Annotated in this window: 25 protein-coding genes; 14 read left to right on the forward strand and 11 right to left on the reverse strand. The window is 73.6% G+C overall.

What is annotated here, in order from left to right:
- Window positions 1-9 precede the first annotated feature (9 nt).
- From rhaI to AC0IVP_RS16065, 6 genes are all read right to left on the reverse strand, one after another.
- Window positions 10-1,179, reverse strand: coding sequence for an L-rhamnose isomerase (gene rhaI / locus AC0IVP_RS16040; RefSeq protein ID WP_471757797.1), 1,170 nt, complete (start codon window positions 1,177-1,179; stop codon window positions 10-12).
- On the reverse strand, window positions 1,176-1,550 hold the full coding sequence (locus AC0IVP_RS16045) for an L-rhamnose mutarotase (RefSeq protein ID WP_056295750.1): 375 nt from the start codon (window positions 1,548-1,550) through the stop codon (window positions 1,176-1,178). The genes rhaI and AC0IVP_RS16045 overlap by 4 nt, the downstream gene beginning before the upstream one ends.
- Window positions 1,551-1,648: 98 nt before the next feature.
- A complete protein-coding gene (locus AC0IVP_RS16050) occupies window positions 1,649-2,734 on the reverse strand; it encodes a substrate-binding domain-containing protein (protein WP_471757799.1) in 1,086 nt (361 codons plus the stop codon).
- A 160-nt stretch (window positions 2,735-2,894) separates the two neighbouring features.
- Window positions 2,895-3,959, reverse strand: a complete 1,065-nt coding sequence (locus AC0IVP_RS16055) for an ABC transporter permease (RefSeq protein WP_471757801.1) — start codon at window positions 3,957-3,959, stop codon at window positions 2,895-2,897.
- Window positions 3,952-5,001: an ABC transporter permease gene (locus AC0IVP_RS16060; protein ID WP_471757803.1), complete on the reverse strand. Its 1,050-nt coding sequence runs from the start codon at window positions 4,999-5,001 to the stop codon at window positions 3,952-3,954. Before AC0IVP_RS16060 ends, AC0IVP_RS16055 begins: the two co-directional genes overlap by 8 nt.
- A complete protein-coding gene (locus tag AC0IVP_RS16065) occupies window positions 4,998-6,518 on the reverse strand; it encodes a sugar ABC transporter ATP-binding protein (RefSeq protein WP_471757805.1) in 1,521 nt (506 codons plus the stop codon). The genes AC0IVP_RS16060 and AC0IVP_RS16065 overlap by 4 nt, the downstream gene beginning before the upstream one ends.
- 158 nt (window positions 6,519-6,676) lie before the next feature.
- Here AC0IVP_RS16065 and AC0IVP_RS16070 point away from each other — a divergent pair, with 158 nt between their 5' ends.
- Genes AC0IVP_RS16070 through AC0IVP_RS16100 form a run of 7 tightly spaced genes read left to right on the forward strand, consistent with a single transcriptional unit; the run spans window position 6,677 to window position 12,831 of the window.
- Entirely contained in the window at window positions 6,677-7,873 is a 1,197-nt protein-coding gene (locus AC0IVP_RS16070) for a LacI family DNA-binding transcriptional regulator (protein WP_471757807.1), read from the forward strand.
- On the forward strand, window positions 7,870-8,643 hold the full coding sequence (locus tag AC0IVP_RS16075) for a (Fe-S)-binding protein (RefSeq protein ID WP_471757809.1): 774 nt from the start codon (window positions 7,870-7,872) through the stop codon (window positions 8,641-8,643). The genes AC0IVP_RS16070 and AC0IVP_RS16075 overlap by 4 nt, the downstream gene beginning before the upstream one ends.
- Window positions 8,640-10,115 carry a LutB/LldF family L-lactate oxidation iron-sulfur protein gene (locus AC0IVP_RS16080; RefSeq protein ID WP_471757811.1) on the forward strand — a complete coding sequence of 492 codons (1,476 nt, stop codon included), beginning with the start codon at window positions 8,640-8,642 and terminating at the stop codon, window positions 10,113-10,115. Before AC0IVP_RS16075 ends, AC0IVP_RS16080 begins: the two co-directional genes overlap by 4 nt.
- The gene (locus tag AC0IVP_RS16085; RefSeq protein ID WP_471757813.1) at window positions 10,112-10,747 is read left to right on the forward strand and encodes a LutC/YkgG family protein; all 636 of its coding nucleotides are present in this window, start codon (window positions 10,112-10,114) and stop codon (window positions 10,745-10,747) included. The genes AC0IVP_RS16080 and AC0IVP_RS16085 overlap by 4 nt, the downstream gene beginning before the upstream one ends.
- A gap of 5 nt (window positions 10,748-10,752) precedes the next feature.
- Window positions 10,753-11,997, forward strand: coding sequence for an FAD-binding protein (locus AC0IVP_RS16090; protein WP_471757815.1), 1,245 nt, complete (start codon window positions 10,753-10,755; stop codon window positions 11,995-11,997).
- A 51-nt stretch (window positions 11,998-12,048) separates the two neighbouring features.
- Complete coding sequence (locus AC0IVP_RS16095) at window positions 12,049-12,354, forward strand: PTS lactose transporter subunit IIB (RefSeq protein ID WP_056295771.1); 306 nt, start codon at window positions 12,049-12,051, stop codon at window positions 12,352-12,354.
- A gap of 3 nt (window positions 12,355-12,357) precedes the next feature.
- Window positions 12,358-12,831, forward strand: a complete 474-nt coding sequence (locus tag AC0IVP_RS16100) for an SRPBCC family protein (RefSeq protein ID WP_056295774.1) — start codon at window positions 12,358-12,360, stop codon at window positions 12,829-12,831.
- A gap of 7 nt (window positions 12,832-12,838) precedes the next feature.
- Here AC0IVP_RS16100 and AC0IVP_RS16105 read toward each other — a convergent pair whose 3' ends face one another.
- Both AC0IVP_RS16105 and AC0IVP_RS16110 read right to left on the reverse strand, forming a co-directional pair.
- On the reverse strand, window positions 12,839-14,794 hold the full coding sequence (locus AC0IVP_RS16105; RefSeq protein WP_471757817.1) for an LCP family protein: 1,956 nt from the start codon (window positions 14,792-14,794) through the stop codon (window positions 12,839-12,841).
- Between the two features lie 112 nt (window positions 14,795-14,906).
- Window positions 14,907-15,506, reverse strand: coding sequence for a GNAT family N-acetyltransferase (locus tag AC0IVP_RS16110; RefSeq protein WP_471757819.1), 600 nt, complete (start codon window positions 15,504-15,506; stop codon window positions 14,907-14,909).
- 107 nt (window positions 15,507-15,613) lie between these two features.
- Between AC0IVP_RS16110 and AC0IVP_RS16115 the strand changes: the two genes are divergently transcribed.
- From AC0IVP_RS16115 to AC0IVP_RS16125, 3 genes are all read left to right on the forward strand, one after another.
- A complete protein-coding gene (locus tag AC0IVP_RS16115; protein ID WP_056295782.1) occupies window positions 15,614-16,576 on the forward strand; it encodes an acyl-ACP desaturase in 963 nt (320 codons plus the stop codon).
- A gap of 122 nt (window positions 16,577-16,698) precedes the next feature.
- Window positions 16,699-17,496, forward strand: coding sequence for an exodeoxyribonuclease III (locus AC0IVP_RS16120; protein ID WP_056295785.1), 798 nt, complete (start codon window positions 16,699-16,701; stop codon window positions 17,494-17,496).
- Window positions 17,493-18,203 carry a hypothetical protein gene (locus tag AC0IVP_RS16125; protein WP_471757821.1) on the forward strand — a complete coding sequence of 237 codons (711 nt, stop codon included), beginning with the start codon at window positions 17,493-17,495 and terminating at the stop codon, window positions 18,201-18,203. Before AC0IVP_RS16120 ends, AC0IVP_RS16125 begins: the two co-directional genes overlap by 4 nt.
- Before the next feature lie 5 nt (window positions 18,204-18,208).
- Here AC0IVP_RS16125 and AC0IVP_RS16130 read toward each other — a convergent pair whose 3' ends face one another.
- A complete protein-coding gene (locus tag AC0IVP_RS16130; RefSeq protein ID WP_471757823.1) occupies window positions 18,209-18,607 on the reverse strand; it encodes a hypothetical protein in 399 nt (132 codons plus the stop codon).
- A 76-nt stretch (window positions 18,608-18,683) separates the two neighbouring features.
- Here AC0IVP_RS16130 and AC0IVP_RS16135 point away from each other — a divergent pair, with 76 nt between their 5' ends.
- From AC0IVP_RS16135 to yaaA, 3 genes are all read left to right on the forward strand, one after another.
- Window positions 18,684-19,775, forward strand: a complete 1,092-nt coding sequence (locus tag AC0IVP_RS16135) for a spore photoproduct lyase family protein (protein ID WP_471757825.1) — start codon at window positions 18,684-18,686, stop codon at window positions 19,773-19,775.
- 84 nt (window positions 19,776-19,859) lie between these two features.
- Complete coding sequence (locus AC0IVP_RS16140; protein ID WP_471757827.1) at window positions 19,860-21,263, forward strand: AAA family ATPase; 1,404 nt, start codon at window positions 19,860-19,862, stop codon at window positions 21,261-21,263.
- A gap of 35 nt (window positions 21,264-21,298) precedes the next feature.
- A complete protein-coding gene (gene yaaA / locus AC0IVP_RS16145; RefSeq protein WP_471757829.1) occupies window positions 21,299-22,042 on the forward strand; it encodes a peroxide stress protein YaaA in 744 nt (247 codons plus the stop codon).
- 44 nt (window positions 22,043-22,086) lie between these two features.
- Here yaaA and AC0IVP_RS16150 read toward each other — a convergent pair whose 3' ends face one another.
- Window positions 22,087-23,127, reverse strand: a complete 1,041-nt coding sequence (locus AC0IVP_RS16150; RefSeq protein WP_056295801.1) for an NAD(P)-dependent alcohol dehydrogenase — start codon at window positions 23,125-23,127, stop codon at window positions 22,087-22,089.
- Window positions 23,128-23,245: 118 nt separating this feature from the next.
- Complete coding sequence (locus AC0IVP_RS16155) at window positions 23,246-23,743, reverse strand: GNAT family N-acetyltransferase (RefSeq protein ID WP_471757831.1); 498 nt, start codon at window positions 23,741-23,743, stop codon at window positions 23,246-23,248.
- A gap of 74 nt (window positions 23,744-23,817) precedes the next feature.
- Between AC0IVP_RS16155 and AC0IVP_RS16160 the strand changes: the two genes are divergently transcribed.
- Entirely contained in the window at window positions 23,818-25,251 is a 1,434-nt protein-coding gene (locus AC0IVP_RS16160) for an amidase (RefSeq protein WP_056295808.1), read from the forward strand.
- The last annotated feature ends 188 nt before the right edge of the window (window positions 25,252-25,439 follow it).

The following is a 25,439-nucleotide window of genomic DNA, read 5'->3' on the forward strand; positions in this document are numbered from 1 at the left end:
GGACGGCGCTCACGCGCCCCAGGAGGCCTGGGTGCCGCCGACGCGGTCGGCGGCGAGACGGTCCTGGTGGCCAGAGGCTGCGTAGGCGGCGTTGGGGTCGGGGTGCAGGCCGGCGGACTCGCGCAGCTCGGCGAGCAGCGGACGTACGTCGGTGGCGAAGGCGTCGGTGAGCGCGGCGTGCGCCCCGAGGACGTCACCGGCCTGCTGGGCGGCGTGCAGCGCGACCCGGTCGACCAGCAGCGCCTTGGCGGTGGCCTCTTGCACGTTGGTCACCGAACGGATCTGGCCCGGGATCTTGGGCTCGATGTTGTGGCACTGGTCCAACATGAAGTTGACGCCGGACTCCGGGCGCAGCGCGTCGGCCTCGACGATCTCGTTCATGATCCGGAACAGCTGGAAGGGATCAGCCGCTCCGACGATCAGGTCGTCGTCGCCGTAGTTGCGGCTGTTGAAGTCGAAGGCGCCCAGCCGGCCCACCCGCAGCAGCTGCATGACGATGAACTCGATGTTCGTGCTGGGCGCGTGGTGGCCGGTGTCCAGCACGACCTGGGCCTGGTCCCCCAGGGCCAGGCAGTGCACCAGCGAGGTCCCCCAGTCGGGGATGTCCATCGCGTAGAAGTACGGCTCGTAGATCTTGTACTCCACGAGCAGCCGGTGCTCGGGGTCCAGCAGCGCGTAGATCTGCTGCAGGGAGTCGGCGAGGCGGTCCTGGCGCGCGCGCAGGTCGTCCTGACCGGCGTAGTTGGTGCCGTCGGGCAACCAGAGCTTGAGGTCGGTGGAGCCGGTGGCCCGCATGACCTCGACGCACTCGGCGTGGTGGGCGATCGCCCGGTCCCGGACCGTCTTGTCGGCATGGGTCAGCGAGCCCAGGCGGTACTCGTCGTCCTGGAAGAGGTTGGAGTTGATCGCGCCGATCGTGACGCCCTCATCGGCGGCGTGGGCACCCAGCTTCGCGTAGTCCTCGACCCGGTCCCACGGGATGTGCAGCGAGACGCGCGGCGCGGCGCCGGTCAACCGGTGGACGACGGCGGCGTCGGAGATCTTCTCCCACGGGTCGCGGGCGACCCCGGGGGCACCGAAGACCTTGAACCGGGTGCCGGAGTTGCCGAACGCCCACGACGGCAGCTCGATGGTCTGGGCGCGCAGCGCCTCGAGGGCTGCAGTGCGGAGGTCGCTCATCGGTGGTCCTGCTCTCGTACGTGGGATGGGGTGTCAGTGGGTGTGAGCTGGTCCTCCAGGTGGAAGACCTCGGTCAGCAGCAGCAGCCCCTCGTCGGGGCGCCGGCCGGCCAGACCGGTGAAGAAGGGGGCCATCTCCGCCTGCCACCGGGCGTTGACCTCGGTGGCCTCCATGGCGGCCTGCGCGGCATCGAGGTCGTGCGCCTCGACGTAACCGACCAGCAGGCCGTCGGGCCGGGCGAAGAGGGAGTAGTTGTGCCACCCGGACTCGGCGAGGGCGGTCGTCATCTCCGGCCAGACGCTGGCGTGCCGGCGGGTGTACTCCTCCAGCATCTCCGGACGGACCTGGAGGAGGAAGCAGTAGCGGGGCACCGGAGGTCTCCTCGGGCAGTCGGGGCGGGGAGCAGGTGCTGCCCGGGGGTGTACGGGTCGTCGTGGTGACGGCCCGCACACCCCCGGGGTCGCGCGACTCAGAAGTCGAAGTCGGCGATGTTGCTGGCGTCGAACACGGTCGGCGGGCCGAGCACGATCGAGGGCCCGGTCTCACCGGTGGGGGCCAGGACGGTGTACTCGCCCAGCCGGCCGGCCTCGAAGGTCGCGCCCTCGTCCAGGTTCGTGGTGCCCGAGGCGAGCGCAGCCGCGGCGTAGCCGGCCAGGTAGCCCAGGTCGTTCGGGTTCCACAGCTCGAAGCCCTGGACGGTGCCGTTGTCGACGTACTCGCGCATCTGGGAGGGCAGACCCAGCCCGGTCAGAGTGACCCGCGAGGCGACGTCGGGGTTGTTCGACAGGTACTGGGCGGCCGTCGAGATGCCCACGGTGGTCGGCGAGATGATGCCCTGCAGGTCCGGGTAGGCCGAGAGCAGGCCCTGCAGGACGGTGAGCGAGGTGGCCGGGTCGTCGTTGCCGTAGACGGTGTCGACCAGCTCCAGGCCGGGGTAGTTCTCGGCGATGTAGGGCTCCATGGCCGCGATCCACGAGTTCTGGTTCGTGGCCGAGGCGGCCGCCGACAGGATGGCGATCTGGCCGGTGTCGGTGCCCATGTAGTCCACCAGCAGGTCGACCTGGGAGGTGCCGATCTCGGTGGTCTCCGCCTGGTTGATGAACAGGTGGTCGAAGGCGTCGCAGGCGATGTCGGAGTCGAACGCGAGGACGGCGATCCCCGCAGCGTCAGCCTGCTGCAGGGTCGGGCAGAGCGCCTGCGGGTCGTTGGCTGCGATCACGATCGCGTCGGCCTGGGCCTGGATCGCGGCCTGGATCGAGGGGATCTGGGCCGCAGCGGTCGCCTCCGTGCCGCTGCTCACCGTCACCGTGCCACCGAGCTCCTCCAAGGCGGTCTCACCACCGTCGAGGGCCAGGAGGGTGTAGGGGTTCTGGGTGTCCTTCGGGATGAAGTAGACGCTCAGGCCCTCCTCGACGGCGGTGGCCGTGGCGTCGCCACCGGCGGAGGCGCTGCCTCCGCCGTCGTCGCTGGAGCCACAGGCGGCGAGGGTCAGGCCCACGACAGCCGTGCTGACGACGGCGGTCATCCGCCGTCGGTGGGATCGGATCTGCGTCATTGCTGGATTCCTTCCGGGTGGTGCGGGGGAGGGCTCGGCGGCGGGGGACCCGCCGGACGAGGGCCTGACCGGGCCAGGGTCGGTCCGGCGCGCGATGCGGACCGGTTCCGGAGTCGAGGTGGTGCGAGGGGGAGATCGGCGAGACGGACCCGTGGGGCGCTCAGGTCCGGGTGGGTGGGGTACGCACCCGGTCGCGCAGCCGTCGCCAGACGGCCGGGGTGTTGGGGACCAGGACGCTGATCAGCAGCAAGAACCCGGTGACGATGTTCTGCACCTCGGCCTGGACCTGCTGCTGGGTGAGTGCCTGCTGCAGGACTGCCACGATCGCCACCGAGAGCACCACGCCCAGGACCGTGCCGCGCCCACCGAAGATGGACACGCCACCGAACAGGACCACGGCCACCACGGTCAGCTCGAGCCCGAACCCGGCGCTGTAGCTCGCCGAGGAGTTCTTCAGCGCGAACAGGACACCGGCCAGCGAGCACAGCAGACCCGACAGGACGAAGAGACCGAACCGCACCCTGGTCACCCGGATGCCGGCGAACTCGGCGGCCTCGGGCTGCAGGCCGATCGCGTAGAGCGACCGCCCCGACGGCGTGGCGTGCACGAAGGCCGCGGTCGCGACGGCCAGGACGGTGAAGACCGCCAGGGAGTAGGGCACCTGGGTGCCGGGGATCGGGAGCACCCCCAGTGTCGCCACCTCCGACGGGAAGGGCGTGGTGGTCGGGTTGGGCAGGATGATCTGGGCGATGCCCCGGAAGAGGGTCAGCGACCCGATCGTCACGGCGATCGACGGCAGCCCGAGGTAAGCGACGAGGTAGCCGTTCAGCGCCCCGCCCACGAGGCCGGTCAGCAGCGCGGCTGCCACCGCGACACCGAAGGGCGCGCCCGCTTGCCACAGGACGCCCATGACCGCCCCGGACAGGGCCAGCATCGCCGCGACGGACAGGTCGATCTCACCGATCAGCACGATCATCAGCAGCGGCAAGGCCATGATCGCGATCTCGCCGATGTTGAGCCCGGCGAAGAAGAACGTGGTGCCGGTGAAGAAGTTCTCCGAGCCGGTGGACCCCACCACGAGGGTGAGCAGCAGGAGCACCACCAGGGCGCTCTCCCAGCGGATGCCGGCCTTCCACCAGGCCTTCGAGGTGGTGTCCACGCCGGTGTAGCTGGGTGTCGGCTCCTGGGCCCGGGCGGGCTCGGGGCGGACAGCGGTCTCAGACATCGCGGTGGGCTCCTTCCTGGGAGCGCAGTCGCCGGGCGATGCGCAGGGACAGCGAGCGGTCGAAGGCGATGGCGCCCAGCAGCAGCGCCCCGGCGATGGCGTCGGTCCAGAAGCCGGAGACCCGGCTGGCGACGAGCGCCTGGTCGATGGTGTTCAGCAGGAGGGCCGCCAGGGCCGCGCCCACGACCGTGCCGCTGCCCCCGAAGATCGCGACGCCACCGACGACCACCGCAGCGACCACGAGGAACTCGTAACCGCGCCCGGCGGTGACGTCGACCTGGGCGTACAGAGCGACGAAGAGGGCCCCGGTGAGTCCGGCGAGCGCGCCGCTCACCAGGAACGCGGTGAACACCCGCTTCTCCGACGGGATGCCCGCCAGCTCGGCCGCGGCGGGGTTGGACCCGATGGCGTAGAGGTCCCGCGCCGAGCGGAAGGAACGCATGACGTAGGCGGCGATCACCACGACGGCCAGCACGAGGAGGAAGAGGACCGGGATCCCGAGGACCGTCTCGTAGCCGATCCGCTGGAACTCCCGCGGGACGGACTGCGGGTTGATGATGACGCCGTCGACGAGCAACCCGTCCAGGCCGCGGATGAGGTAGAGCCCGGCCAGGGTGACCACGAGGCTGGGCACCCGGAAGACGGTGACGACCATCCCGGTGATCGCACCGAAGACGGCGCCGAGCCCGATGCCGATGAGGAAGCCGAGGAACACCGGCATGTCCGGGTTGTCCCGGAAGCTCATGCCCACCACGTAGGCGGTGATGCCGACGACAGAACCCACCGACAGGTCGACGTTGCGGGTGACGATGACCATCGTCTGACCGACGGCCAGCAGGGCGATCAGCGAGGCACCCAGGAGCAGCTGTTGGACGCTGTTGGCGCTGGCGAAGGCCTCGTTCTTGGCGGTCGCGGCCACGAAGACGACCGCGATGAGGACGGCGATGCCCGTCTCCCTGGCCCGCAGCACCCCGCCCACGCGCTGCTTCAGCGGGGTGCGGGACGACGCAGCCGACCTGGGCGCCGAGGTGGAGGTGGTCATGCGGCAGCTCCAGAGGTCAAACCCGACGCCGCGCGCATGATCGAGTCCTCGGTGGCCTCGGCCCGGGACAGCTCCGCGGTGATCCGGCCCTCGTGCAGGACCAACACCCGGTCGGCCATGCCCAGCACCTCGGGGAGCTCGGAGGAGATCATCAGGACGGCCATGCCGTCGGCGACGAGAGAGTCGATGATGCGGTGGACCTCGGCCTTGGTGCCGACGTCGATGCCGCGGGTGGGTTCGTCGATGATCAGCAGTTGCGGGTCGCGGCTGAGCCACTTGCCCAGCACCACCTTCTGCTGGTTCCCGCCGGACAGCGTGGACGCGGCATTGCCGAGGCGACCGAACTTCAGCTGCAGCCTGCGGGCCCACTCGGCAGCCAACGAGCGCTCGCTGGAGCGTCGCAGCAGACCGCCCGTGGCCAGCCGGTCCAGAGAGGCCAGGGCCATGTTCTGGTCGATGGGCATGTCCATCACGAGACCCTGCTGACGGCGGTCCTCGGGGACCAGGGCGACGCCCGCTGCCATAGCCGCGCGCGGTCGGTGACCGGGCAGCTCCCGACCGAGCACGGTGACCCGCCCCCGCGAGCGCGGGTCGATGCCGAAGACCGCTCGGGCGACTTCGCTGCGACCGGCCCCCACCAGACCGGCCAGGGCCACGATCTCCCCACGCCGGACCTGGAAGGAGATGTCGGAGAAGACGCCGTCCTCACCGATCCCGTCGACGTCGAGCACGACCTCACCCGGGGCGGTCTCGCTCTTGGGGAACAGGGCGTCCAGGTCGCGGCCCACCATCGACCGGATGATCTCGTCGACCGAGACCTCCTCGATCGGGGCGGTCCGCACGAACCGACCGTCCCGCATGATCGTGACCCGCTGGCAGCTGGCGTAGACCTCTTCCAGGCGGTGGCTGATGAACATGACCGCCGCCCCGTCGGCGCGCAGCGTCTCCATGACGCTGAACAGGCGCTGGACCTCGACCCCGGTCAGGGCTGCGGTGGGCTCGTCCATCACCAGCACGCGGGCGTTGAGCGAGAGGGCCTTCGCGATCTCGACGATCTGCTGGTCGGCCACCGACAGACCGCGAGCCGGACGGGCGGGGTCCAGCACGACCCCCAGCCGGGCGAACACCTCACGGGCGGCGGCGTTCATGGCCCTGCGGTCGATCCGGCGACCGGCGACCGTGGGCTGCCGGCCCATGTAGATGTTCTCGGCGACCGTGAGGTCGGGGAAGAGGGTCGGCTCCTGGTAGATGATCGACACGCCGGCGTCGCGGGCGTCGGAGGCACCGTTGAAGACCACCGGCACCCCGCCCACACGCAGCTCACCGGCATCGGCCCGGTGCACCCCGGCCAGGATCTTCACCAAGGTGGACTTGCCGGCGCCGTTCTCGCCCAGGAGGGCGTGGGCCTCGCCGGGGAACAACTCGATCGACCCGTCGACGAGTGCCCGGACCGGGCCGAAGCTCTTCTCGGCGCGCTCCAGGACGAGCAGTGGATCGGCCGTCGCTCGTGGCTCCACGTGTCGCCTCCTCCAGCGGTTGTGAAACGGTTCATCCGTTCTGTGGCGCAGACCATAAGAGTGGCGTGGATCGCGTGTCAAGCACCACGTTGGACTCGTTTAAGCATCGACTGGGCCAGCCGTGATGGGCGGTTGACACGTTTCATCCACATGGCACCATGACCGTGGTCCACGTCACCGCCCGTCCGGCGACCGGCCCCCCGCCCCGTGTCGACCGAGGAGCCACCCTGACCACCAGCATCCGCGACGTCGCCCGACGGGCCGGTGTCTCGCTGGGCACGGTCAGCAACGTCCTCAACCGGCCCGACCAGGTCAGCGCGGCCAGCCGCGAACGGGTGCTCGCGGCGATCGCCGAGCTCGGGTTCGTGCGCAACGAGTCCGCCCGCCAGCTGCGCGCGGGCACCAGCCGGACGATCGGCCTGGTCGTGCTGGACATCGCCAACCCGTTCTTCACCGACGTCGCTCGTGGGGTCGAGGACGTGGCCAACGAGGCCGGCCTGGCGGTCATCCTGTGCAACTCCGACGACCTGCCCGCCAAGGAGGGCGCCTACCTGGACCTGCTGGCCGAACAGCGGGTGCAGGGCGTGCTCATCACCCCGACCGCCGAGCTGTCCCCCCACCTGGCCGCCCTGCGGCGACGGGGGGTGCCGGTGGTGCTGCTGGACCGGCGGGCGCCGGGCCCGGGCCAGTGCGCGGTCACCGTCGACGACGTCCTCGGCGGACGCCTGGCAGCCGACCACCTGCTCGAGCGCGGGCACCGGCGGATCGCCTTCGTCGGCGGCTCGTCGGGTCTGCCGCAGGTCGAGGAGCGGCACGCCGGCGTGGTCGCCGCCGTCCGCGAGGAACTCGGCGGGGAGGACGCGCTGACCGTCTTCTCCCCGGAGAAGCTCACCGTGGCCGCCGGCCGCGAGGCTGCCGCGGAGATCATCGGCATGCCGGCCGCGCGGCGACCCACCGCGGTCGTCTGCGCCAACGACCTGCTGGCACTGGGCATGCTGCAGGAGATGGTCCGGCACGGGGTCCGGGTCCCCGAGGAGTTCGCCATCGTCGGCTACGACGACATCGACTTCGCCGCGGCTGCTGCCGTCCCGCTGACCTCGGTGCGCAAGCCGCGCCAGGAGCTGGGCCGCCGGGCCGCCCTGCTGTTGCTCGACGAGGCCACGCGCGGCCCCGACCACGTGCACGAGCAGCTGGTGTTCGAGCCGGTGCTGGTCGTCCGGGAGTCCTCGATGGTGCGTCGCACGAGGCGCTCGAGCGCTGGTGGCACCACCACCCCCGACACCCGTCGTACTGTGGTCGGACCACACACCACCACCCCGGCCGGCACGAGCCCGGTCACCGAGGAGAGCGCGTGAAGGTCGCCGTCTTCGCCACCTGCCTGGTCGACACCCTGACCCCGCAGGTCGGCATCGCCACCGTGCGGCTGCTCCAGCGGCTGGGGCACGAGGTCGTCGTCCCGCCGGGCCAGAGCTGCTGCGGGCAGATGCACGTCAACACCGGGTACCGCCGGGACGCCGTCTCCATCGTGGCCAACCACGTGCGGGCCTTCGAGGGCAGCGACGTGATCGTGTCGCCGTCCGGGTCGTGCGTGGCCTCGATCCACCACCAGCAGGCCCAGGTCGCCCGCCGGGCCGGGGACACCGCGCTGGCCGAGGCCGCGCAGGAGCTGGCCGGCCGCACGTACGAGCTGTCCCAGTTCCTGGTCGACGTCCTGGGGGTCACCGACGTGGGCGCCAGCTACCCGCACCGGGTCACCTACCACCCGACCTGCCACTCGCTGCGGCTGCTGCGGGTCGGTGACCGGCCGCTGCAGCTGCTGCGCGCCGTCCGCGGCCTCGACCTCGTCGAGCTGCCCGGCGCCGAGCAGTGCTGCGGCTTCGGCGGCACCTTCGCGGTCAAGAACGCTGAGACGTCGACGGCGATGCTCACCGACAAGATGGCCGCGGTGCTCTCCACCCACGCCGAGGTGTGCACCGCCGGGGACGCGTCCTGCCTGCTGCACATCGGCGGCGGCCTGACCCGGCTGACCTCGGGCACCCGCACGGTCCACCTGGCCGAGATCCTGGCCTCGACCGACGGCGCCCGCACCGCCACGCAGGTCACCCAGCCGGCGGTGCTCGCGTGACCGCCGTCCACCTGGGCATGCCCACCCTGCCCACGGCCCCCCGGGGCGTGGGCCACCTGCGCGGCACCCGCTCGTTCCCCGACGAGGCCCGCGACTCCCTGCGCAACGGCCAGCTGCGCGCCAACCTGGGCCACGCCACGACGACGATCCGCGGCAAGCGGGCCGGCGTCGTGGCCGAGCTGCCCGACTGGGAGCAGCTGCGGCAGGCCGGGGCCGCGCTCAAGCGCGCCACCATGGCCCGCCTGGACGACCACCTCGAGGAGCTGGAGCGCCAGGTCACCGCCCGCGGCGGCACCGTGCACTGGGCCCGGGACGCGAACGAGGCCAACCAGATCGTCGTGCGGCTGGCCCGGGAGGCCGGCGCCCGCGAGGTGGTCAAGGTCAAGTCGATGGCCACCCAGGAGATCGGCCTGAACGAGGCCCTGGAGGCCGCCGGGATCGACGCCTTCGAGACCGACCTGGCCGAGCTGATCGTCCAGCTGGGGGAGGACAAGCCCAGCCACATCCTGGTGCCGGCGATCCACAAGAACCGGTCCGAGGTGCGCGAGATCTTCGCCCGCACCATGCCCGACGTCGACCCCGACCTGACCGACGACCCGCGCCAGCTGGCGATGGCCGCCCGCGCGCACCTGCGCGAGCGGTTCCTGCGGGCGACGTTCGCGGTCAGCGGGGCCAACTTCGCCGTCGCCGAGACCGGCACCCTGTCGGTCGTCGAGAGCGAGGGCAACGGCCGGATGTGCCTGACCCTGCCCGACACCCTGGTGACCGTCATGGGCATCGAGAAGCTGGTGCCCACCTGGCGCGACCTCGAGGTGTTCCTGCAGCTGCTGCCCCGCTCGAGCACCGGTGAGCGGATGAACCCCTACACCTCGACCTGGGCCGGGGTCACCCCCGGCGACGGCCCGCAGGACTTCCACCTCGTCCTGCTGGACAACGGCCGGACCGCGGTGCTCGCCGACGAGGTGGGGCGCGAGGCGCTCAACTGCATCCGCTGCTCGGCCTGCCTGAACGTCTGCCCGGTCTACGAGCGCGCCGGTGGGCACGCCTACGGCTCGGTCTACCCGGGCCCGATCGGGGCGATCCTGTCCCCGCAGCTCACCGGGGTCGAGGACAACGCCTCGCTGCCGTACGCCTCCTCGCTGTGCGGGGCCTGCTACGACGTCTGCCCGGTGGCCATCGACATCCCCTCGATCCTGGTGCACCTGCGCGCCGAGCACGTCGAGGCCCAGACCCACCCGACCGCGGAGTCCACCGCGTTCGCCGCGCTGGCCCGGGTGATGTCCCGGCCGCGGCTGTGGCGCGCCGCCCAGCGCGCCGCCGGCCTGGGCCGCTTCCTGTCCCGCGGGAAGCCGGTGCTGCCCCGGCTGCCCGGCCCGGCCGCCGGCTGGACCCGGTCCCGGGACCTGCCGACCCCCCCGGCCGAGACCTTCCAGCAGTGGTGGGCCAAGGAGAACGGTGGTGGTCGCTCGTGAGCGCCCGCGACGACGTGCTGTCCCGCATCCGCAGCGCCCTGGGTCCGGACCGGTCCGTCCCACCCGAGGGGGTCCGGGACTACCGGCTCACCGACGACCGCCCCCTCGACGTGCTGCTCGACGTGCTCGTCGACCGGGTCGAGGACTACCGCGCCACGGTGGCCCGCTGCGGCCAGGACCAGGTGCGGACGACGGTGCAGCGCTTGCTCACCGAGACCCTCGGCGAGCACGACCCGGCCGACGTCGTCGTCGCCCCCGGGCTGCCGGCCCCCTGGCGGCCCGAGGGCAGCACCGAGGACGACGACCGGCCCGCCGTCGAGCTGGCCGCCCGCGCCGCCGCCGTCACCGGGGTGGCCGTGGCGATCGCCGAGACCGGGACGCTGGTCCTGGACGGCTCCCCGACGTCGGGACGGCGCGCGCTGTCCCTGCTGCCGGACTGCCTGGTCTGCGTGGTCACCGCCGACCAGGTGGTCGGCAACGTGCCCGAGGCACTGGCCCGGCTGGACCCGCTGCGCCCGCTGACCATGGTCAGCGGGCCCTCCGCGACCAGCGACATCGAGCTGGAACGGGTCGAGGGTGTCCACGGCCCGCGCACCCTGCTCGTGGTGCTCGTGGCACCGGCGACAGACTGAGCGGCGTGGAGACCGACTGGGCAGGGACGCACACCTTCGAGGCACCCGTGCAGCGGCCGGGGTCGGTCGCGCAGCTGCAGGAGCTGGTCGCCGGCACCCCGGCCGTGCGGGCGCTGGGGACCCGGCACACCTTCAACGGCCTGGCCGACGGTCCCGGCGTGCTGGTGGACCTGACCGCGCTGCCCGACGAGGTCGCCGTGCACGACGACGGCACGGTCACCGTCAGCGCCGGCACCACCTACGGCGCCCTGGGCCGCGAGCTGCACCGGCAGGGCCGGGGGCTGCACAACACCGGGTCGCTGCCGCACATCTCCGTCGGGGGAGCGGTGTCCACGGGCACGCACGGGTCCGGCGACGGGGCCGGCTGCCTGGCCACCGCGGTCCGCGGTCTGGACGTCGTCGCGGCCGACGGCACCCTGAGCCGGGTGGCGGGGGAGGACCTGGAGGCCCGCGCGGTGGCCCTGGGCGCGGGCGGCGTCGTCGTCCGGGTGGTGCTGCAGACCGAGCCGACCTACCTGGTGCGGCAGGACGTGTACCGCGGGCTGTCGCTGACCGCGCTGGTCGAGGACCCGGCCGCGGTGACCGGCGCGGGCACCAGCGTCAGCGTCTTCACCCGCTGGGACGGCGTCGGCGACGTGTGGGTGAAGACCCGGCTGGCCGGCAGCGACCCCGGCACCGTGCCCGGCACCGTGCTGGACGCCGTCCTGGACCCGGAGAGCCGGGACCGGATCACCGACGAGATCGTGGGCAACGTGACCGCCCAGGGCGGGCAGCCCGGCCCGTGGCACGAGCGGCTGCCGCACTTCCGGCACGACGCGACGCCCAGCAACGGCGACGAGGTGCAGAGCGAGTTCTTCGTGGACCGGGCCGACGCCGGGGCCGCGATCGCCGCGGTGGCGGCGGTGGGGGAGCAGCTGCGGCCGCACCTGGTGGTCAGCGAGCTGCGCACGATCGCCGCGGACCGGCTGTGGCTGTCCCCCGCGTACGGGCGGGACTCCCTCGCGCTGCACTTCACCTGGCGCAAGACGCCCGAGGTGGGCAGCGTCGCCGTCCCGCTGGTGGAGCAGGTGCTCGCCCCCTTCGGCGCCCGACCGCACTGGGGCAAGGCCCACGGCGTGCGCGACCTGTCCGGGCTGGTCCCGCGGCTGGCCGACGCACGGGCGCTGCTGGACGGTCTGGACCCCTCCGGCGTCTTCTCCTCGACGCGACTCACCCGCCTGGGGGTCCGGGGGTCGCGGTACTCGTCATGACGACTGGTATTGTGAGCGTTAACACTCTTCTGATCTTGGAGCACCATTCTCATGCCGAGCATCGACGGCTCCGCCGTCCGCAAGCTGGTCATCGCCTGTGACGCGGGGATGGCCAGCAGCGTGCTGATGAGCACCCAGCTCCGCAAGCACCTGGCCCCCCGGGTGCTGGTCACCCACAGCCCGGTCGATGCCCTCCCGGCCGACGCCGACGTCGTGCTCACCCACGACAAGCTGGCCGCCCGCGCCCGGCTGGCCGCCGGCGACCGGCCGGTCGTCGCCTACGACAAGCTCATCGGCGACCCCGCCGTCGCCGACCTGGTCCGCGCCATCCGCGAGGGCGAGCTCATCCAGGCCTGAGTCGTGGCCCAGGTGCAGGCCGAGACCGTCGTCGCCGTCCCCCCGGACGTCGCGTTCGCGGTCTCCCAGACGACCGGGGGCACCCGCTACCGCTGGGACCCGTTCGTCCGCGAGCAGCACTTCCTGGACGGTGCGACGCTGCCGGCGAAGGGCGTCCGCACCGCGACGGTGTCCCGGCACCGGCTGCGGATGGTCAGCCGGTACGTCAGCTGGGCACCGGGCTCGCACGTGGGCATGACGATGACCGAGGGCCCGTGGTTCTTCGAGGTCTTCGCCGGCAGCTGGCGGTTCACCCCGACCGGGGACGGCGGCACCCGGGCGGTGTGGCGCTACGTCTTCCGCTGCCGGCCCCGGTGGGCGGCCGGTCCGATGGAGGCCGTCGGCCAGCTGGTGCTGGGCCGGGACGTCCGGCGCCGGATCGCGGGCTTCGCCCGCGGCTGCGCCGACCCGGTCGTGCTCGCCGCCGTCCGCGGCTGACCGGGCCTCAGCCGCGGGTGGGCGGCTCGCCGGCGTCCAGCGCGGCCTGGGCGGCCGCCGGGTCGTAGGCGCAGGCGTTGCTGACCTCGTCGACCGGGCCCGCGTCGGTGGCCGGGGCCGGTGCGGCCGACGTCGTCGGCGCCGCGCTCGAGCTCGGCGCGGGCGCCGGGGCGGGTGCCGGCGCGGCGCCCAGCGCCTGCTGGACGAGCAGGCGCATCGCGTCGTAGTCCGGGTAGGCCGGGGTGATGACGGTGTCGTCGAAGACCACGCTGCGGATGCCGGCGTCCTTCACCAGGAACGCCAGGTCGACGAACTCCCCGAGCACCGCCTGCGGGACGTCGGTGCTGACGATGTCCGACGTGGTCGCGGCCAGCTGCTGGTACCGGGTCAGCAGGGTGACCGGGTCGGCCGCCGCCACGATCGCGTCCAGCACGCAGCGCTGGCGGTCCATCCGCTGGTAGTCCGAGAGGCCGAAGCGCCCGCGGGCGAAGTCCAGCGCCCGGGGCCCGTCCATCTCCTGGTCGGGGCCGGGGGCGATGTAGGCGTCGGGCAGCACGCCCAGCGAGGGCTCGCCGCCGATCGGCACGTAGTAGTTGACGTTGACCGTGATGCCCCCCAGCGCGTCGACCAGCTGGCTGAAGCCGTCCAGGTTGACCAGCACGTAGTAGTCGATCGTCAGCCCCAGGGCCGCCCCGACCCCGAGCTTGAGCCAGTCGGCGCCCGGGTCGGCGCTGGGCACGCCCAGGGCGTCGGGGTAGAGCGCCGGGCCGTTGCGGTAGACCGCGTTGAGCAGGCTCTCGCTCTCGCTGCCGGCGTCGAACCCGTCGGGGAACAGCTCGGCCAGCGGACTGCCCTCGGGGAAGGGCAGGTCCTCCAGGTTGCGCGGCAGGCTGAACAGCGTCGTCGCACCGGTGGCGGTCTCGATGCTGGCCACGATCACGCTGTCGGTGCGGACGCCCTCCCGGCCGTCGCCGCCGTCACCGCCCAGCAGCAGCACGTTGACCCGCTCCTTGTCCCCGAAGGGGTCCACCGGGTCCGCGGGCGGGACGACCGTCGCGCTCTCCCGGTCGGCGAAGACGGTGTCCACCAGCTCGCGCTGCGCGGTGGCAAGCTGCACCACCGTCACGGCCGGGACGACGACGGCCGCCGACAGCGCCAGCACCAGCACCGCGCCCAGGCCCTTCTGCAGCCGGCTGGTCCGCCGGGGCACCAACAGGCCGTAGCCCGCCCCGACGACCGCGACCCACCCCAGCGCGAGCACACCCACGCCCACGGCGGCGCCCAGCAGCAGGTCCGGGTCGACCGCGGCCCGGACGGCCGTGCGCCGGCCGGCCGTCGCCAGCCAGAGCAGCCCGGCCAGCAGGACGACGAACACGGCCAGGACGACGGCGCCGACCCGCTTGCGCCCGGCGGCCAGCAGTGCGGTCCCCGGCACCAGGGCGCCCAGGGCGGTGAGGCCGGCGGCCCGGCCGAAGGTGGAGGCGCGGCGGGTGCGCTGCCCGGTGCGGTGTGAGGCGACCCCGTCGTCGTCGTGGTCGCTGGACCCGTCGGTGTCGGGGTCGTCGGTGTCGGGGTCGTCGGTGTCGGGGTCGTCGTCCCGGTCGACCGGCGCCTCGGGCCGGGACCCGGCGGGCTCGACGACCCTGGGCACCCGGGCGGTCTCGTCGTCGGCACCGGGGACGTCGGCGCGGCCGCGCTCGCCGCCCCCGCCGGGGGCGCCGTGGGGAGGCTCGGCCGGCTCCGGGTCGTGCGCGGGCAGGCCGGCGGCGGCCCGGGCGCGGGCGGCGGCCTCGGGGTCCAGGGCGCGGCCGCGACGCCCGGCGCGGCCCCCGGTGTCGGGACCGCCGACCGGCGGTGGGGGGCCGGCAGCCGGGGACGGCGGGACGGGCGGCAGCCTGTTCGGGAGGGCGCCGGGGTCGATCCGCGCGGTGCGGTCGTCGGGCACGTCGGGGCGCTCGCTCACGCCCGCACCGCCTCGATCAGCCCGTCGTCCACCCCGCCATGGTCCCACCGGCGGGCCCGCCGAGGGGACCGGCCGGTGCCGGGCGACCCGGACGGGTGGGGTGTCCCCGCGGTCAGTCGCGGACCGTCGCCAGGCCCTCGCTCCGTGCAGCCGACACGGCGGTCGAGCGCAGGGCCTCGACGTCCAACTCGAAGTGCACGGTCTGCAGCTCGGCGCCCGGGACCCGCTCGTCGAGCACCTCGCGGACCGGCAGCGAGCGCCAGAACGCCTCCGCCCCGGCGACCGCGGTGTCGGTGTGCAGGTACACGGTGCGGTGCCCGCCCTCGTCGACGGCCCAGCGCGCGGCGGTCTCGACCAGGGCCCGGGCGGCGCCGCAGCGACGGTGCTCGGCGAGCACCCACACCCGGGCCAGCTGGGCCACCGAGCGGCCCCGGTAGTGGTCGACGAGCACCTGCGGGCTGCGCGGGCCGCCGACCTTGACCGCCGTCGTCCCCAACAGGGTGCCGTCGGCGTCCTCGGCGAGGAACAGCGCCTGTCCGGGCGTCTGCAGGTAGGCCGCCGCCGGGTCGGCCAGGTCGGCGTGCCACTCCGGGCGGAAGCCGTAGCCCAGGTCCTCGGCCAGCACCCGCAGCATGAGCGTGCGGGCGGCCTCGACGTCGGTGGTGCCCGCGCGGCGGACCCGGACCCTGGTGGCGGTGCTTGTTGCGAACATCAGGCAACAGGGTGGCACAGGCGTGGGAACGCCCGCCACGGGGAACCACCCGGGAGCCGGGGCCGCGTAGGTTCACCGGTAGCCGCAAGTCCTCCCGGAGGTGCACCGTGCCCGAGACACCCGCCACGACCGCCCTGCTCACCGAGCTCGAGCCCGTCGTCGAGGAGAACCTCAACCGGCACGAGAAGATGGCCCAGGAGTGGCACCCGCACGACTACGTGCCGTGGTCCCAGGGCCGGGACTTCGCCTTCCTCGGCGGCGAGGACTGGGCACCCGAGCAGTCCAAGCTCGACGAGACGGCCAAGGCCGCGATGATCACCAACCTGCTCACCGAGGACAACCTCCCCAGCTACCACCGGGAGATCGCCACCCGGTTCAGCCGGGACGGCGCCTGGGGCACCTGGGTCGGCCGCTGGACCGCCGAGGAGAACCGGCACGGCATCGCCATCCGCGACTACCTCGTCGTCACCCGCGGCGTCGACCCGGTCGAGCTCGAGCGGGCCCGGATGGACTACATGACCTCGGGCTACGACTCCGGGGACAAGACCCCGCTGGAGGCCGTGGCCTACGTGTCCTTCCAGGAGCTGGCCACCCGGGTGAGCCACCGCAACACCGGCAAGGCCACCGGCGACCCGATCGCCGACCAGATGCTCGCCCGGATCGCCAAGGACGAGAACCTGCACATGGTCTTCTACCGGAACATCGTCGGGGCGGCCCTGGACATCTCCCCGGACGAGACGATGCGGGCCATCGCCGACGAGGTCATCAACTTCGAGATGCCCGGCGCCACCATGGCCGGGTTCCGGAAGAACTCCACGATCATCGCCAAGGCCGGGATCTACGACCTGCGCCTGCACCACGACGACGTCGTCGCACCGATCCTGCGGCACTGGAAGGTCTTCGAGCGCTCCGGCTTCGGCCCCGAGGGCGAGAAGGCCCGCGAGGAGCTGGCCCAGTTCATGGTCGGCCTGGACGCCCAGGCCACCAAGTTCGTGGAGTCCCGGGACCGGATGCGGGCCCGTCTGCAGGCCCGCGCCGACGCCCAGATCGCCCCGCTCGCCCAGGCCTGACCCCGCCCGCCCCGGCAGCGCCCGCCCCGCGCCGCCCCGGCATGGGATCCCCCGCATACCGCTGAGCAGCTCCGCCGTATGCGAGGGATCCCATGCCCAGGAGGGCCCGTACCGTCGACGTCGTGCGCCTGGCGACCTGGAACGTGAACTCGATCCGCACCCGCGTCGACCGGGTGGTGGGCTTCCTCGAGCGCAGTGACGTCGACGTCCTGGCGCTGCAGGAGACCAAGTGCCGGGACGCCCAGTTCCCCACCGAGCGGTTCACCGCGCTGGGCTACGAGGTCGCGCACGTGGGCCTGGACCAGTGGAACGGCGTGGCCCTGCTGTCCCGGGTCGGCCTGGAGGACGTGCAGGTCGGGTTCGAGGGCGTGCCGACCTGGTCGTCGAAGGAGGGCGTCGAGCCGGTGCGCGAGGCCCGGGCGATCGGCGCCACCTGCGGCGGGGTGCGGGTGCTCTCGCTCTACGTGCCCAACGGCCGGCAGCTCGGCGACCCGCACCTGGCCTACAAGCTGGAGTGGCTGGAGGCGTTGCGCGCTGACGCCGCCGGCTGGCTGGCCGCCGACCCGCAGGCCCAGGTCGCCTTGGTCGGTGACTGGAACATCGCCCCTCAGGACGACGACGTGTGGGACATCGGCGTCTTCGCACACTCCACCCACGTCAGCCCGCCCGAGCGCGCGGCGTTCGCCGCCGTCGTGGACGCCGGGTACGCCGACGTCGTCCGGCCGTACACGCCGGGGGAGTTCACCTACTGGGACTACACGCAGCTGCGGTTCCCGCGCCGCGAGGGCATGCGCATCGACTTCGTGCTCGCCTCGCCGGCGCTGGCCGCCCGGGTGACCGGTGCCGAGATCGACCGCCAGGAGCGCAAGGGCAAGGGCGCCAGCGACCACGCCCCGGTCGTCGTCGAGCTCGCCGGGTGAGCGTCACCGCCGCGTTCGAGCTGGCCCGCACCGCGCACACCGGGCAGGTCGACAAGGTCGGGGAGCCCTACGTCGGGCACCCGTTCCGGGTCGCGCTGTCGGTGGTGGGCGACGAGCTGCGCCAGGTCGGCGCCCTGCACGACGTCGTCGAGGACACCCCGCTGACCCTGGCCGACCTCAGCGCCCGCGGGTTCTCCGACGCCGTGGTCGCCGGGGTCGACGCGATGACCAAGCGGCCGGGGGAGACCCTGCGGGCCTCGATGGCCCGGGTGTCGGCCGACCCGCTGGCCCGGGTGGTCAAGCTGGCCGACGTCGCCGACAACGCGAGCCCGGTGCGGCTGGCCCGACTCCCCACCGAGGAGCAGCGCAAGGAGCTCGCGCTGAAGTACACGGCCACCTGCACGCTGCTGGGCGCCGACGTCATGGCGGTCATCGGCACGGTCCCCGCCGAGCGGGCCGTCGCCCTGTCCCGCGAGCTGCCCGAGCGGTTGCTGGGCACCGGGTTCCGGGTCGTCGACCACCTGCGCGGGGAGTGGGTGCGCGTGGTCGGCGACGACGCCGTGCTGGCCGTCGTCGGCACCACGGAGGACGCCCGGCTGTTCGTCGACGACACCCCCACCCCGTGGACGTCGCTGGCGGGGGCGTTCCGTGGCCTGTGGGCGGCCATCCGGCCCGACGAGCCGCTCCCCGAGCACCTGCGGGGCTGACCGCCTCAGGCCGGCGGGACCACCCTCAGGTGGTGCGGTGGGACGACGGCCGGCGGCGCGGTCCGGCGGGACGCGACCCGGGACAGCGCCCGTCGCCACGCGGGTGTCCGGGCGTGCGCCTCCAGCCGGGCCAGCCGCGCCTCCAGCTCCTCGACCCGCCCGGCCGGGCGGAGCGACGGCGGCGGTGCCTGCGCCAGCTGGCCCAGCTGCTCGGACAGCGCCCCGACCAGCTGGGCGGCCTCCTGCGGCGCGAGCTGGACCGTGCCCACGCAGACGCCGGCCCGCCAGACGCTGAGGTTGATCGCGCCGAGCTCGGGGTGCCGGGTGACCCGGACCCCACGGCCCTCGCCGCGCCGGTCCAGCACCCACACGCCCAGCCGTCCGAGGAGGGGGGCCGCCGTCATGCGACGACGGTCCTGCGTCCGTGACCGGGCGTCAACCGGGGAAGCGGACCCCCTGGTGCCGGTGTTGTCACCGGTGATGCCTGCTGCGCTCACCACCCCCGCCCCCACCCGCGTCTGGACCCCGGAGCGCGTCCTGGTCACCCGTTCCGCCGCCGCCCTGCCGTACGGCCGGCAGGTGCTCGAGCGGGTCCGCGCCGCCGGCGTCCCCGACGTCGAGGTGCTGACCGGGGACCGGCTGCCCAACCTGCGCGGGGACGGCGACCGGGCCGCGTTCATGGCCGCCAAGGACACGATGGCCGTGGTGGTGGGCGCACCGTCCAAGCGCCGGCTGCAGCCGATCCCGCCGTCGGCGGACTGGCGGTTCGACCTGGCCGAGGGCTGCCCCGCGCACTGCCAGTACTGCTACCTGGCCGGCTCGCTCACCGGCCCGCCCATCACCCGGGTCTTCGCCGACCTGCCCGACGTGCTGGCCTCGCTGGAGGGGTACGTGGGCCGCGGCGGGGTCACCTCGGGCACCCTCGAGCGCGGCCACGAGGGGACCACCTTCGAGGCGTCCTGCTACACCGACCCGCTGGCGATCGAGCACCTGACCGGCGGCCTGGCCACGGCGGTGGAGTTCTTCGGCACCCACGACTGGCCCGGCCCCGTGCAGCTGCGCGCCACCACCAAGTTCGACGACGTCGAGCCCCTGCTGGACCTGCCGCACCGCGGCCGCACCCGGCTGCGCTTCTCGGTCAACGCGGCCTCGGTCGCCCGCCGCTTCGAGGGCGCCACCTCCCCCGTGCCGGCCCGGGTCGCGGCGCTGGGCCGGGTCGCCGAGGCCGGCTACCCGGTCGGGCTGACGATCGCCCCGATCATGCCCACCGAGGACTGGCGCACCGAGTACGGCCAGCTGCTGGACAGCGTGGCCGCCGTCCTCCCGGACGGGGCCGACCTGACCGTCGAGTGCATCACCCACCGGTTCACCCCGAACTCCAAGGCGACGCTGACCGACTGGTACCCGCGCACCAAGCTGGAGATGGACGAGGACCTGCGCACCCTCAAGCGCGGCAGGTTCGGCGCGGTCAAGCACGTCTACCCGAAGGACGTGATGGCCGAGCTGCGGGGCTGGTTCACCGATGCCGTCGACGCCCGGTTGCCCGGGGCGCGCTTCCTCTACTGGACCTGAGCCCGGATACGGCCCCGGAGCACTCCCGTCCTGAGCTGCAGAAACCGGCAGACGGGAGCTGGCGACGTCGCTGGCCTGGCGCCGGTGACCGACGCACCGCTGCCCGACCGCCCCTTCGACGTCCCCGCCTTCGCGCGACAGTTCCAGGAGTTCCTGACCTGGGTGCACAGCCCGGACAACGGCGTCCGGGGCGACTCGGTGACCGGCCGCCTGCTCGCCCACCTCGGACTGACCGGGGGCGACCAGGAGCGGCCCCCGGTCGTGACCCGGGAGCTGCCGCCCTTCGAGCAGGTGAACCTGCAGATCGCACTGGAGGCCTGGGCCGGCGACCGCACCGCCGAGGTGCTGGGCTGGTCGGTGCCCCTGCACCACCAGAGTCCCGACCTCGGCCAGCTGCTGAGCGGTGAGGGCCTGCCACACCTGCGGCCCACGGCACCCGAGCTCGCCGACCTGCCCTCGGGCCCGGGTCGCACGACCGCCGTCTGGCGGACCGTGGCGCTGCTCGTCGAGGACGACCGCGGCCGCTACGTGCTGACCTCCCGCGGCCCCGAGAGGCACCACGAGCCGACGCTGACCGTCGAGGTGGCCGGGCTGCCCACCGGGTCGGCCCAGCAGGTGCTCGCCGAGCTGGACGCGCTGCGCTCGGCGCACAACGTCTACCGGGGCCAGGTCCTCGAGCTCCAGCAGGGGATGACCGGCATGACGGTCGCCTTCCCCGTGCTGCCGCCCACCCGGCGCTCCGACGTCGTCCTGCCCGAGGCGGTGCTGGCCCGGGTGGAGCGGCACAGCATCGGGATCGCCCAGCAGCGGGAGGCGCTGCGCGCCGCCGGTCAGCACCTCAAGCGCGGCCTGCTGCTGTACGGACCGCCCGGGACCGGCAAGACGCACACCACCCGCTACGTCCTCCAGAACGTCCCCGGTGCGACGGTCCTGCTGCTGTCGGGCCGGTCGCTGCACCTGGTGGGGGCGGTGACCGCGCTGGCCCGGGAGCTGGAGCCCGCCGTCGTCGTCCTGGAGGACGTCGACCTCGTGGCCGAGGACCGCGACCACGGGCACGGGTCGCAGCCGGTGCTCTTCGAGCTCCTGGACGCCATGGACGGGGCGGCCGGCGACGCCGACCTGCTCTTCCTGCTCACCACCAACCGGGCCGAGGCTCTCGAGCACGCGCTCGCCGCCCGTCCGGGCCGGGTGGACGTCGCCGTGGAGATCGGCCTGCCCGACGCCGACGCCCGTCGGCGCCTGCTGGAGGTCTACAGCGCCGGGACCGGGCTGCAGGTGGAGCCCGCCGACGTGGAGGCCGTGGTCGCGGCGACCGCCGGTGTGACGGCGTCCTTCATCAAGGAGCTGGTCCGCCGCACCGTCCTGGAGTCGCTGCTGGAGCACGCCGACGTCGTCGGCGGGGTGCACCTGCGTCGGGCACTCGCGGACCTGCTCGACAGCACGCAGGGGGTCACCCGGGCGCTGCTGGGAGCGCCGTCCGCCGGGTGACCGGGGCCGGGGACCGGCACCTAGGCTGGCTCCCCGTGCTCGTCCTGCTGCCCCCCTCAGAGACCAAGCACGCCGGCGGGGACGGCGCCCCGCTCGACCTGGGCGCGCTCAGCCACCCGGAGCTGGACCCGGTCCGGGAGGAGCTGCTCACCCGGGTCGAGTCGCTGGCCGAGGACGTCGAGGCGTCCCGGGCAGCACTGGGCGTGAGCGCCAGGCAGGACGCCGAGATCGCCCGCAACGCCGCAGTCCGGACGTCGCCGACGATGCCCGCGCTGGACCGGTACACCGGCGTCCTCTACGACGCCCTCGACGTCGCGTCGCTCACCCGCGGTCAGCGCGCGAGGGCCGACCGCCGGCTGGCGGTCGGCTCGGCGCTCCTGGGCCTGGTGCACGGCGGTGAGCCGATCCCGGCCTACCGGCTGTCGGCGGGCTCCCAGCTGCCCGGCTCGCCCACGCTGCGAGCGCTGTGGAAGCCGGTGCTCGGGCCGGTGCTGGCCGGCGTCGACGAACTGGTCGTGGACCTGCGCTCGGGCGGCTACGCCGACCTGGCCCCGGTGGACGGGGCGGTGACGGTGACGGTGCTCAGCGAGCGGGCCGACGGGAAGCGCTCGGTGGTCAGCCACTTCAACAAGGCGCACAAGGGCCGGATCGCCCGGCTGCTGGCACTGACCAGCGCGGAGCCGGACTCCGTCGTCCGGCTGCGGGCACTGTTGCGCCGGGCGGGGTTGCACGTGGAACACGACGGCGGGGACGACCTGGTGCTCGTCGTCCCCGCCTGAGGTGGAGTGCGAGGGCGCAGGATCGCTGCGCCCTCACACTCCGATCAGAGCCGCGCGGTGTCGATGACGAAGCGGTAGCGGACGTCGGAGCCGACGACGCGCTCGTAGGCCTCGTCGATCTGGTCGCCACCGATGACCTCGACCTCGGCGCCCAGGTGGTGCTCGGCGCAGAAGTCCAGCATCTCCTGGGTCTCCCGGATGCCACCGATCTTCGAACCGGCCAGCGATCGGCGGTTCTGGATCAGCGAGAAGGCGGCCTCGGTCATCGGCTGCTCGGGGGCGCCGACCTCGACCAGGGTGCCGTTGACCCGGAGCATGCCCAGGTAGGCGTCCAGGTCCAGGGTGGCCGAGACGGTGTTGATGATCAGGTCGAACTCGCCTGCGAGCGTCTCGAAGGTGCTCTCGTCGCTGGTGGCGTAGTAGTGCTGCGCGCCGAAGCGGAGGCCGTCCTCCTGCTTCTTCAGCGACTGGGACAGCACGGTGACCTCGGCGCCCAGGGCGGCGGCGATCTTGACGCCCATGTGGCCGAGCCCGCCGAGGCCGACGATGGCGACCTTCTTGCCTGGGCCGGCACCCCAGTGCTTGAGCGGGGAGTACAGGGTGATGCCGGCGCACAGCAGCGGGGCGGCCTGCTCCAGCGAGATGCCCTCGGGGATGCCCAGCACGTAGTCCGCGTCCACGACGATCTGCTCGGAGTAGCCGCCGTCGGTGGGCTTGCCGTCCTGCATGCCGCCGTAGGTGCCGGTCTCGCCCTCGAGGCAGTACTGCTCCTCGCCGGCCTTGCAGTTCTCGCACTCACGGCACGAGTCGATGAAGCAGCCGACGCCGACCCGGTCGCCGACGGAGTACTTGGTGACGGCGGAGCCGACCTCGGCGACGGTCCCGGCGATCTCGTGGCCGGGGACCAGCGGGTAGTTGGCGGCACCCCACTCGTCGCGCGCGGTGTGGATGTCGGAGTGGCAGATGCCGGCGTAGGCGATCTCGATGCGGACGTCGTTCGGGCGGACGTCGCGGCGCTCGATGGTGGTGCGCTCGAAGGAGCCGCCGGCGGAGGCGGTGGACCGGGCGGTCACGGTGGTGGGCACGTGGATCTCCTCGGTTCGGAGTACGGGGGGAGCGCCGGGGTCCGTGCGGGACCCGGCAGCGCGCTCCTCTCCTACCCGGGATGCGATCCATTGCACGCGACACATGTGGAGAGCTGCGTCACCGACCGCCGAGGGGCTTCTCGAACCAGGCGATGTCGACGAACCGGCCGAACTTCCGCCCCGCCTCGGTGAACAGCCCGACCCGGTCGAAGCCGAAGGACCGGTGCAGCGCCTCCGACGCGGGGTTCGGCTGGGCCACCACCGCCAGCACCCGGTGCACGTCCTCGTCGGCCAGCAGGGCGAAGAGCTCGGTGTACAGCGCCCGCCCCAGCCCCCGACCGACGGCGTCGGGCGCCAGGTAGACGCTGCTCTCCACGGTCGTCTCGTACGCCGCACGCGGGCGGAACGGGCTGCTGGAGGCGAAGCCGACGACGACGCCGTCCCGTTCGACGACCAGTACCCGGTGCCGGCCGCCGGCGTGCTCGGCCAGCCACTGCAGGCGGTCACCGGCAGTGGGCGGCACCAGGTCGAAGGTGGCCGTGGAGTGCAGCACGTGGTGGTCGTAGACGGCGCTGATCGCTGGGGCGTCTGCCTCGGTGGCGGGTCGGACGGTCACCGGGGGAGTCTGCCGGACCGGTGTTCCCCGAATGTGTCTCACCACTGAGGTACTTCCCGCGCTACGGTCGCCCGGTGACCGACGAGCTGTGCACCCGTCCCGCCACCGAGCTGGCCGCGCTGGTCCGTGACCGGGAGGTCAGCGCGCGCGAGCTGCTGGAGGCGCACCTGGCCCGGATCGACCGCTTCGACGGCCCGGACGGCGTCAACGCGATCATCACCCGCGACGACGACGCCGCCCGCGCCGCCGCTGACGAGGCCGACGCGCAGACCGCCCGCGGCGAGGTGCTCGGCCCGCTGCACGGCGTCCCGGTGGCGCACAAGGACACCCACCAGACCGGCGGCATGCGCACCACGTGGGGCTCCCCGCTGCACCGGGACACCGTGCCGGCGCGCGACGAGCTGGTGGTCGCCCGGCTGCGGGCCGCCGGGGCGATCCGGGTCGGCAAGACCAACGTGCCGGAGTTCGCGGCCGGCTCGCACACCTTCAACACCCTCTTCGGCGCGACCCACAACCCCTACCGGCGCGGGTTGTCGGCGGGTGGCTCCTCCGGCGGTGCGGCCGCGGCGCTGGCCTCGGGCTTCGTGCCGCTGGCCGAGGGCAGCGACATGGGCGGCTCGCTGCGCAACCCGGCCGCCTTCTGCAACGTCGTCGGGCTGCGGCCCACGCCCGGCCGGGTGCCCTCGCACCCCACCGCGATCGGCTGGTCCCAGCTCTCGGTGCAGGGCCCGATGGCCCGCACCGTCGGCGACGTCGCGCTGGGCCTGTCCGTGCTCGCCGGCGCCGACCCCCGGGTGCCGATCTCGCTGACCGACCCGGCCGCGGCCTTCGCCGCCCCGCTGCCCACCGAGCTGCGCGGCCTGCGGATCGCCTGGACGCCGGACCTGGGCGGCCGGGTCCCGGTGGACCCGGCCATCACCGAGGTGCTCATGGCCCAGCTGCAGGTGTTCCGCGACCTCGGCGCCACCGTGGACGAGGACTGCCCCGACCTCACCGGCGCCGACGAGGCCTTCGGGGTGCTCCGCGCCTGGCTGTTCGAGGCCAGCTTCGGCGACGCCGTCCGCCGCGCGCCCGACCAGGTCAAGGACACCATCAAGTGGAACGCCGCGAAGGGCGCCGAGCTCACCGGTGCCGACGTCGGCCGCGCCGAGGTCGCCCACACGGAGCTGTACCAGCGGGTGGTCGAGTTCTTCACCCGCTACGACGTGCTGCTCGCCCCGGTCACCCAGGTGCTGCCCTTCCCGGTCGAGCAGGAGTACCCGACCTCGGTCGCCGGGGTGCAGTTCGAGGACTACCTGGGCTGGATGCGCTCCTGCACGCTCATCAGCGCCACCGGCTGCCCCGCGCTCAGCGTGCCCGGCGGGTTCACCCCCGACGGGCTGCCGGTGGGCCTGCAGGTCATCGCCGCACCGCGGGCCGACCGGCGGGTGCTCGAGGTGGGGCACGCCTTCGAGCAGGCCACCGGCCACGGGCTCCGTCGTCCCGACCTGGCGGTCGTCGGCGGCTGACCGGCGGGGGCGCGCACCCACGGCGGGTCTGCGGGCCCAGGCCGCTGGACGCCCCCCTCGACCGGCGTGGGCGCGCACGCCCGACGAGACTGCGCGTCCACTCCGCTCCGCGCCCCCATCGACCGGCGTGGGCGCGCACCCGCGCCCGGGGGCGCGCCCAGAGCGACCGGGGGCGGCACCGGGCCGCG

The sequence above is a fragment of the Klenkia sp. AC732 genome, from assembly GCF_979256525.1.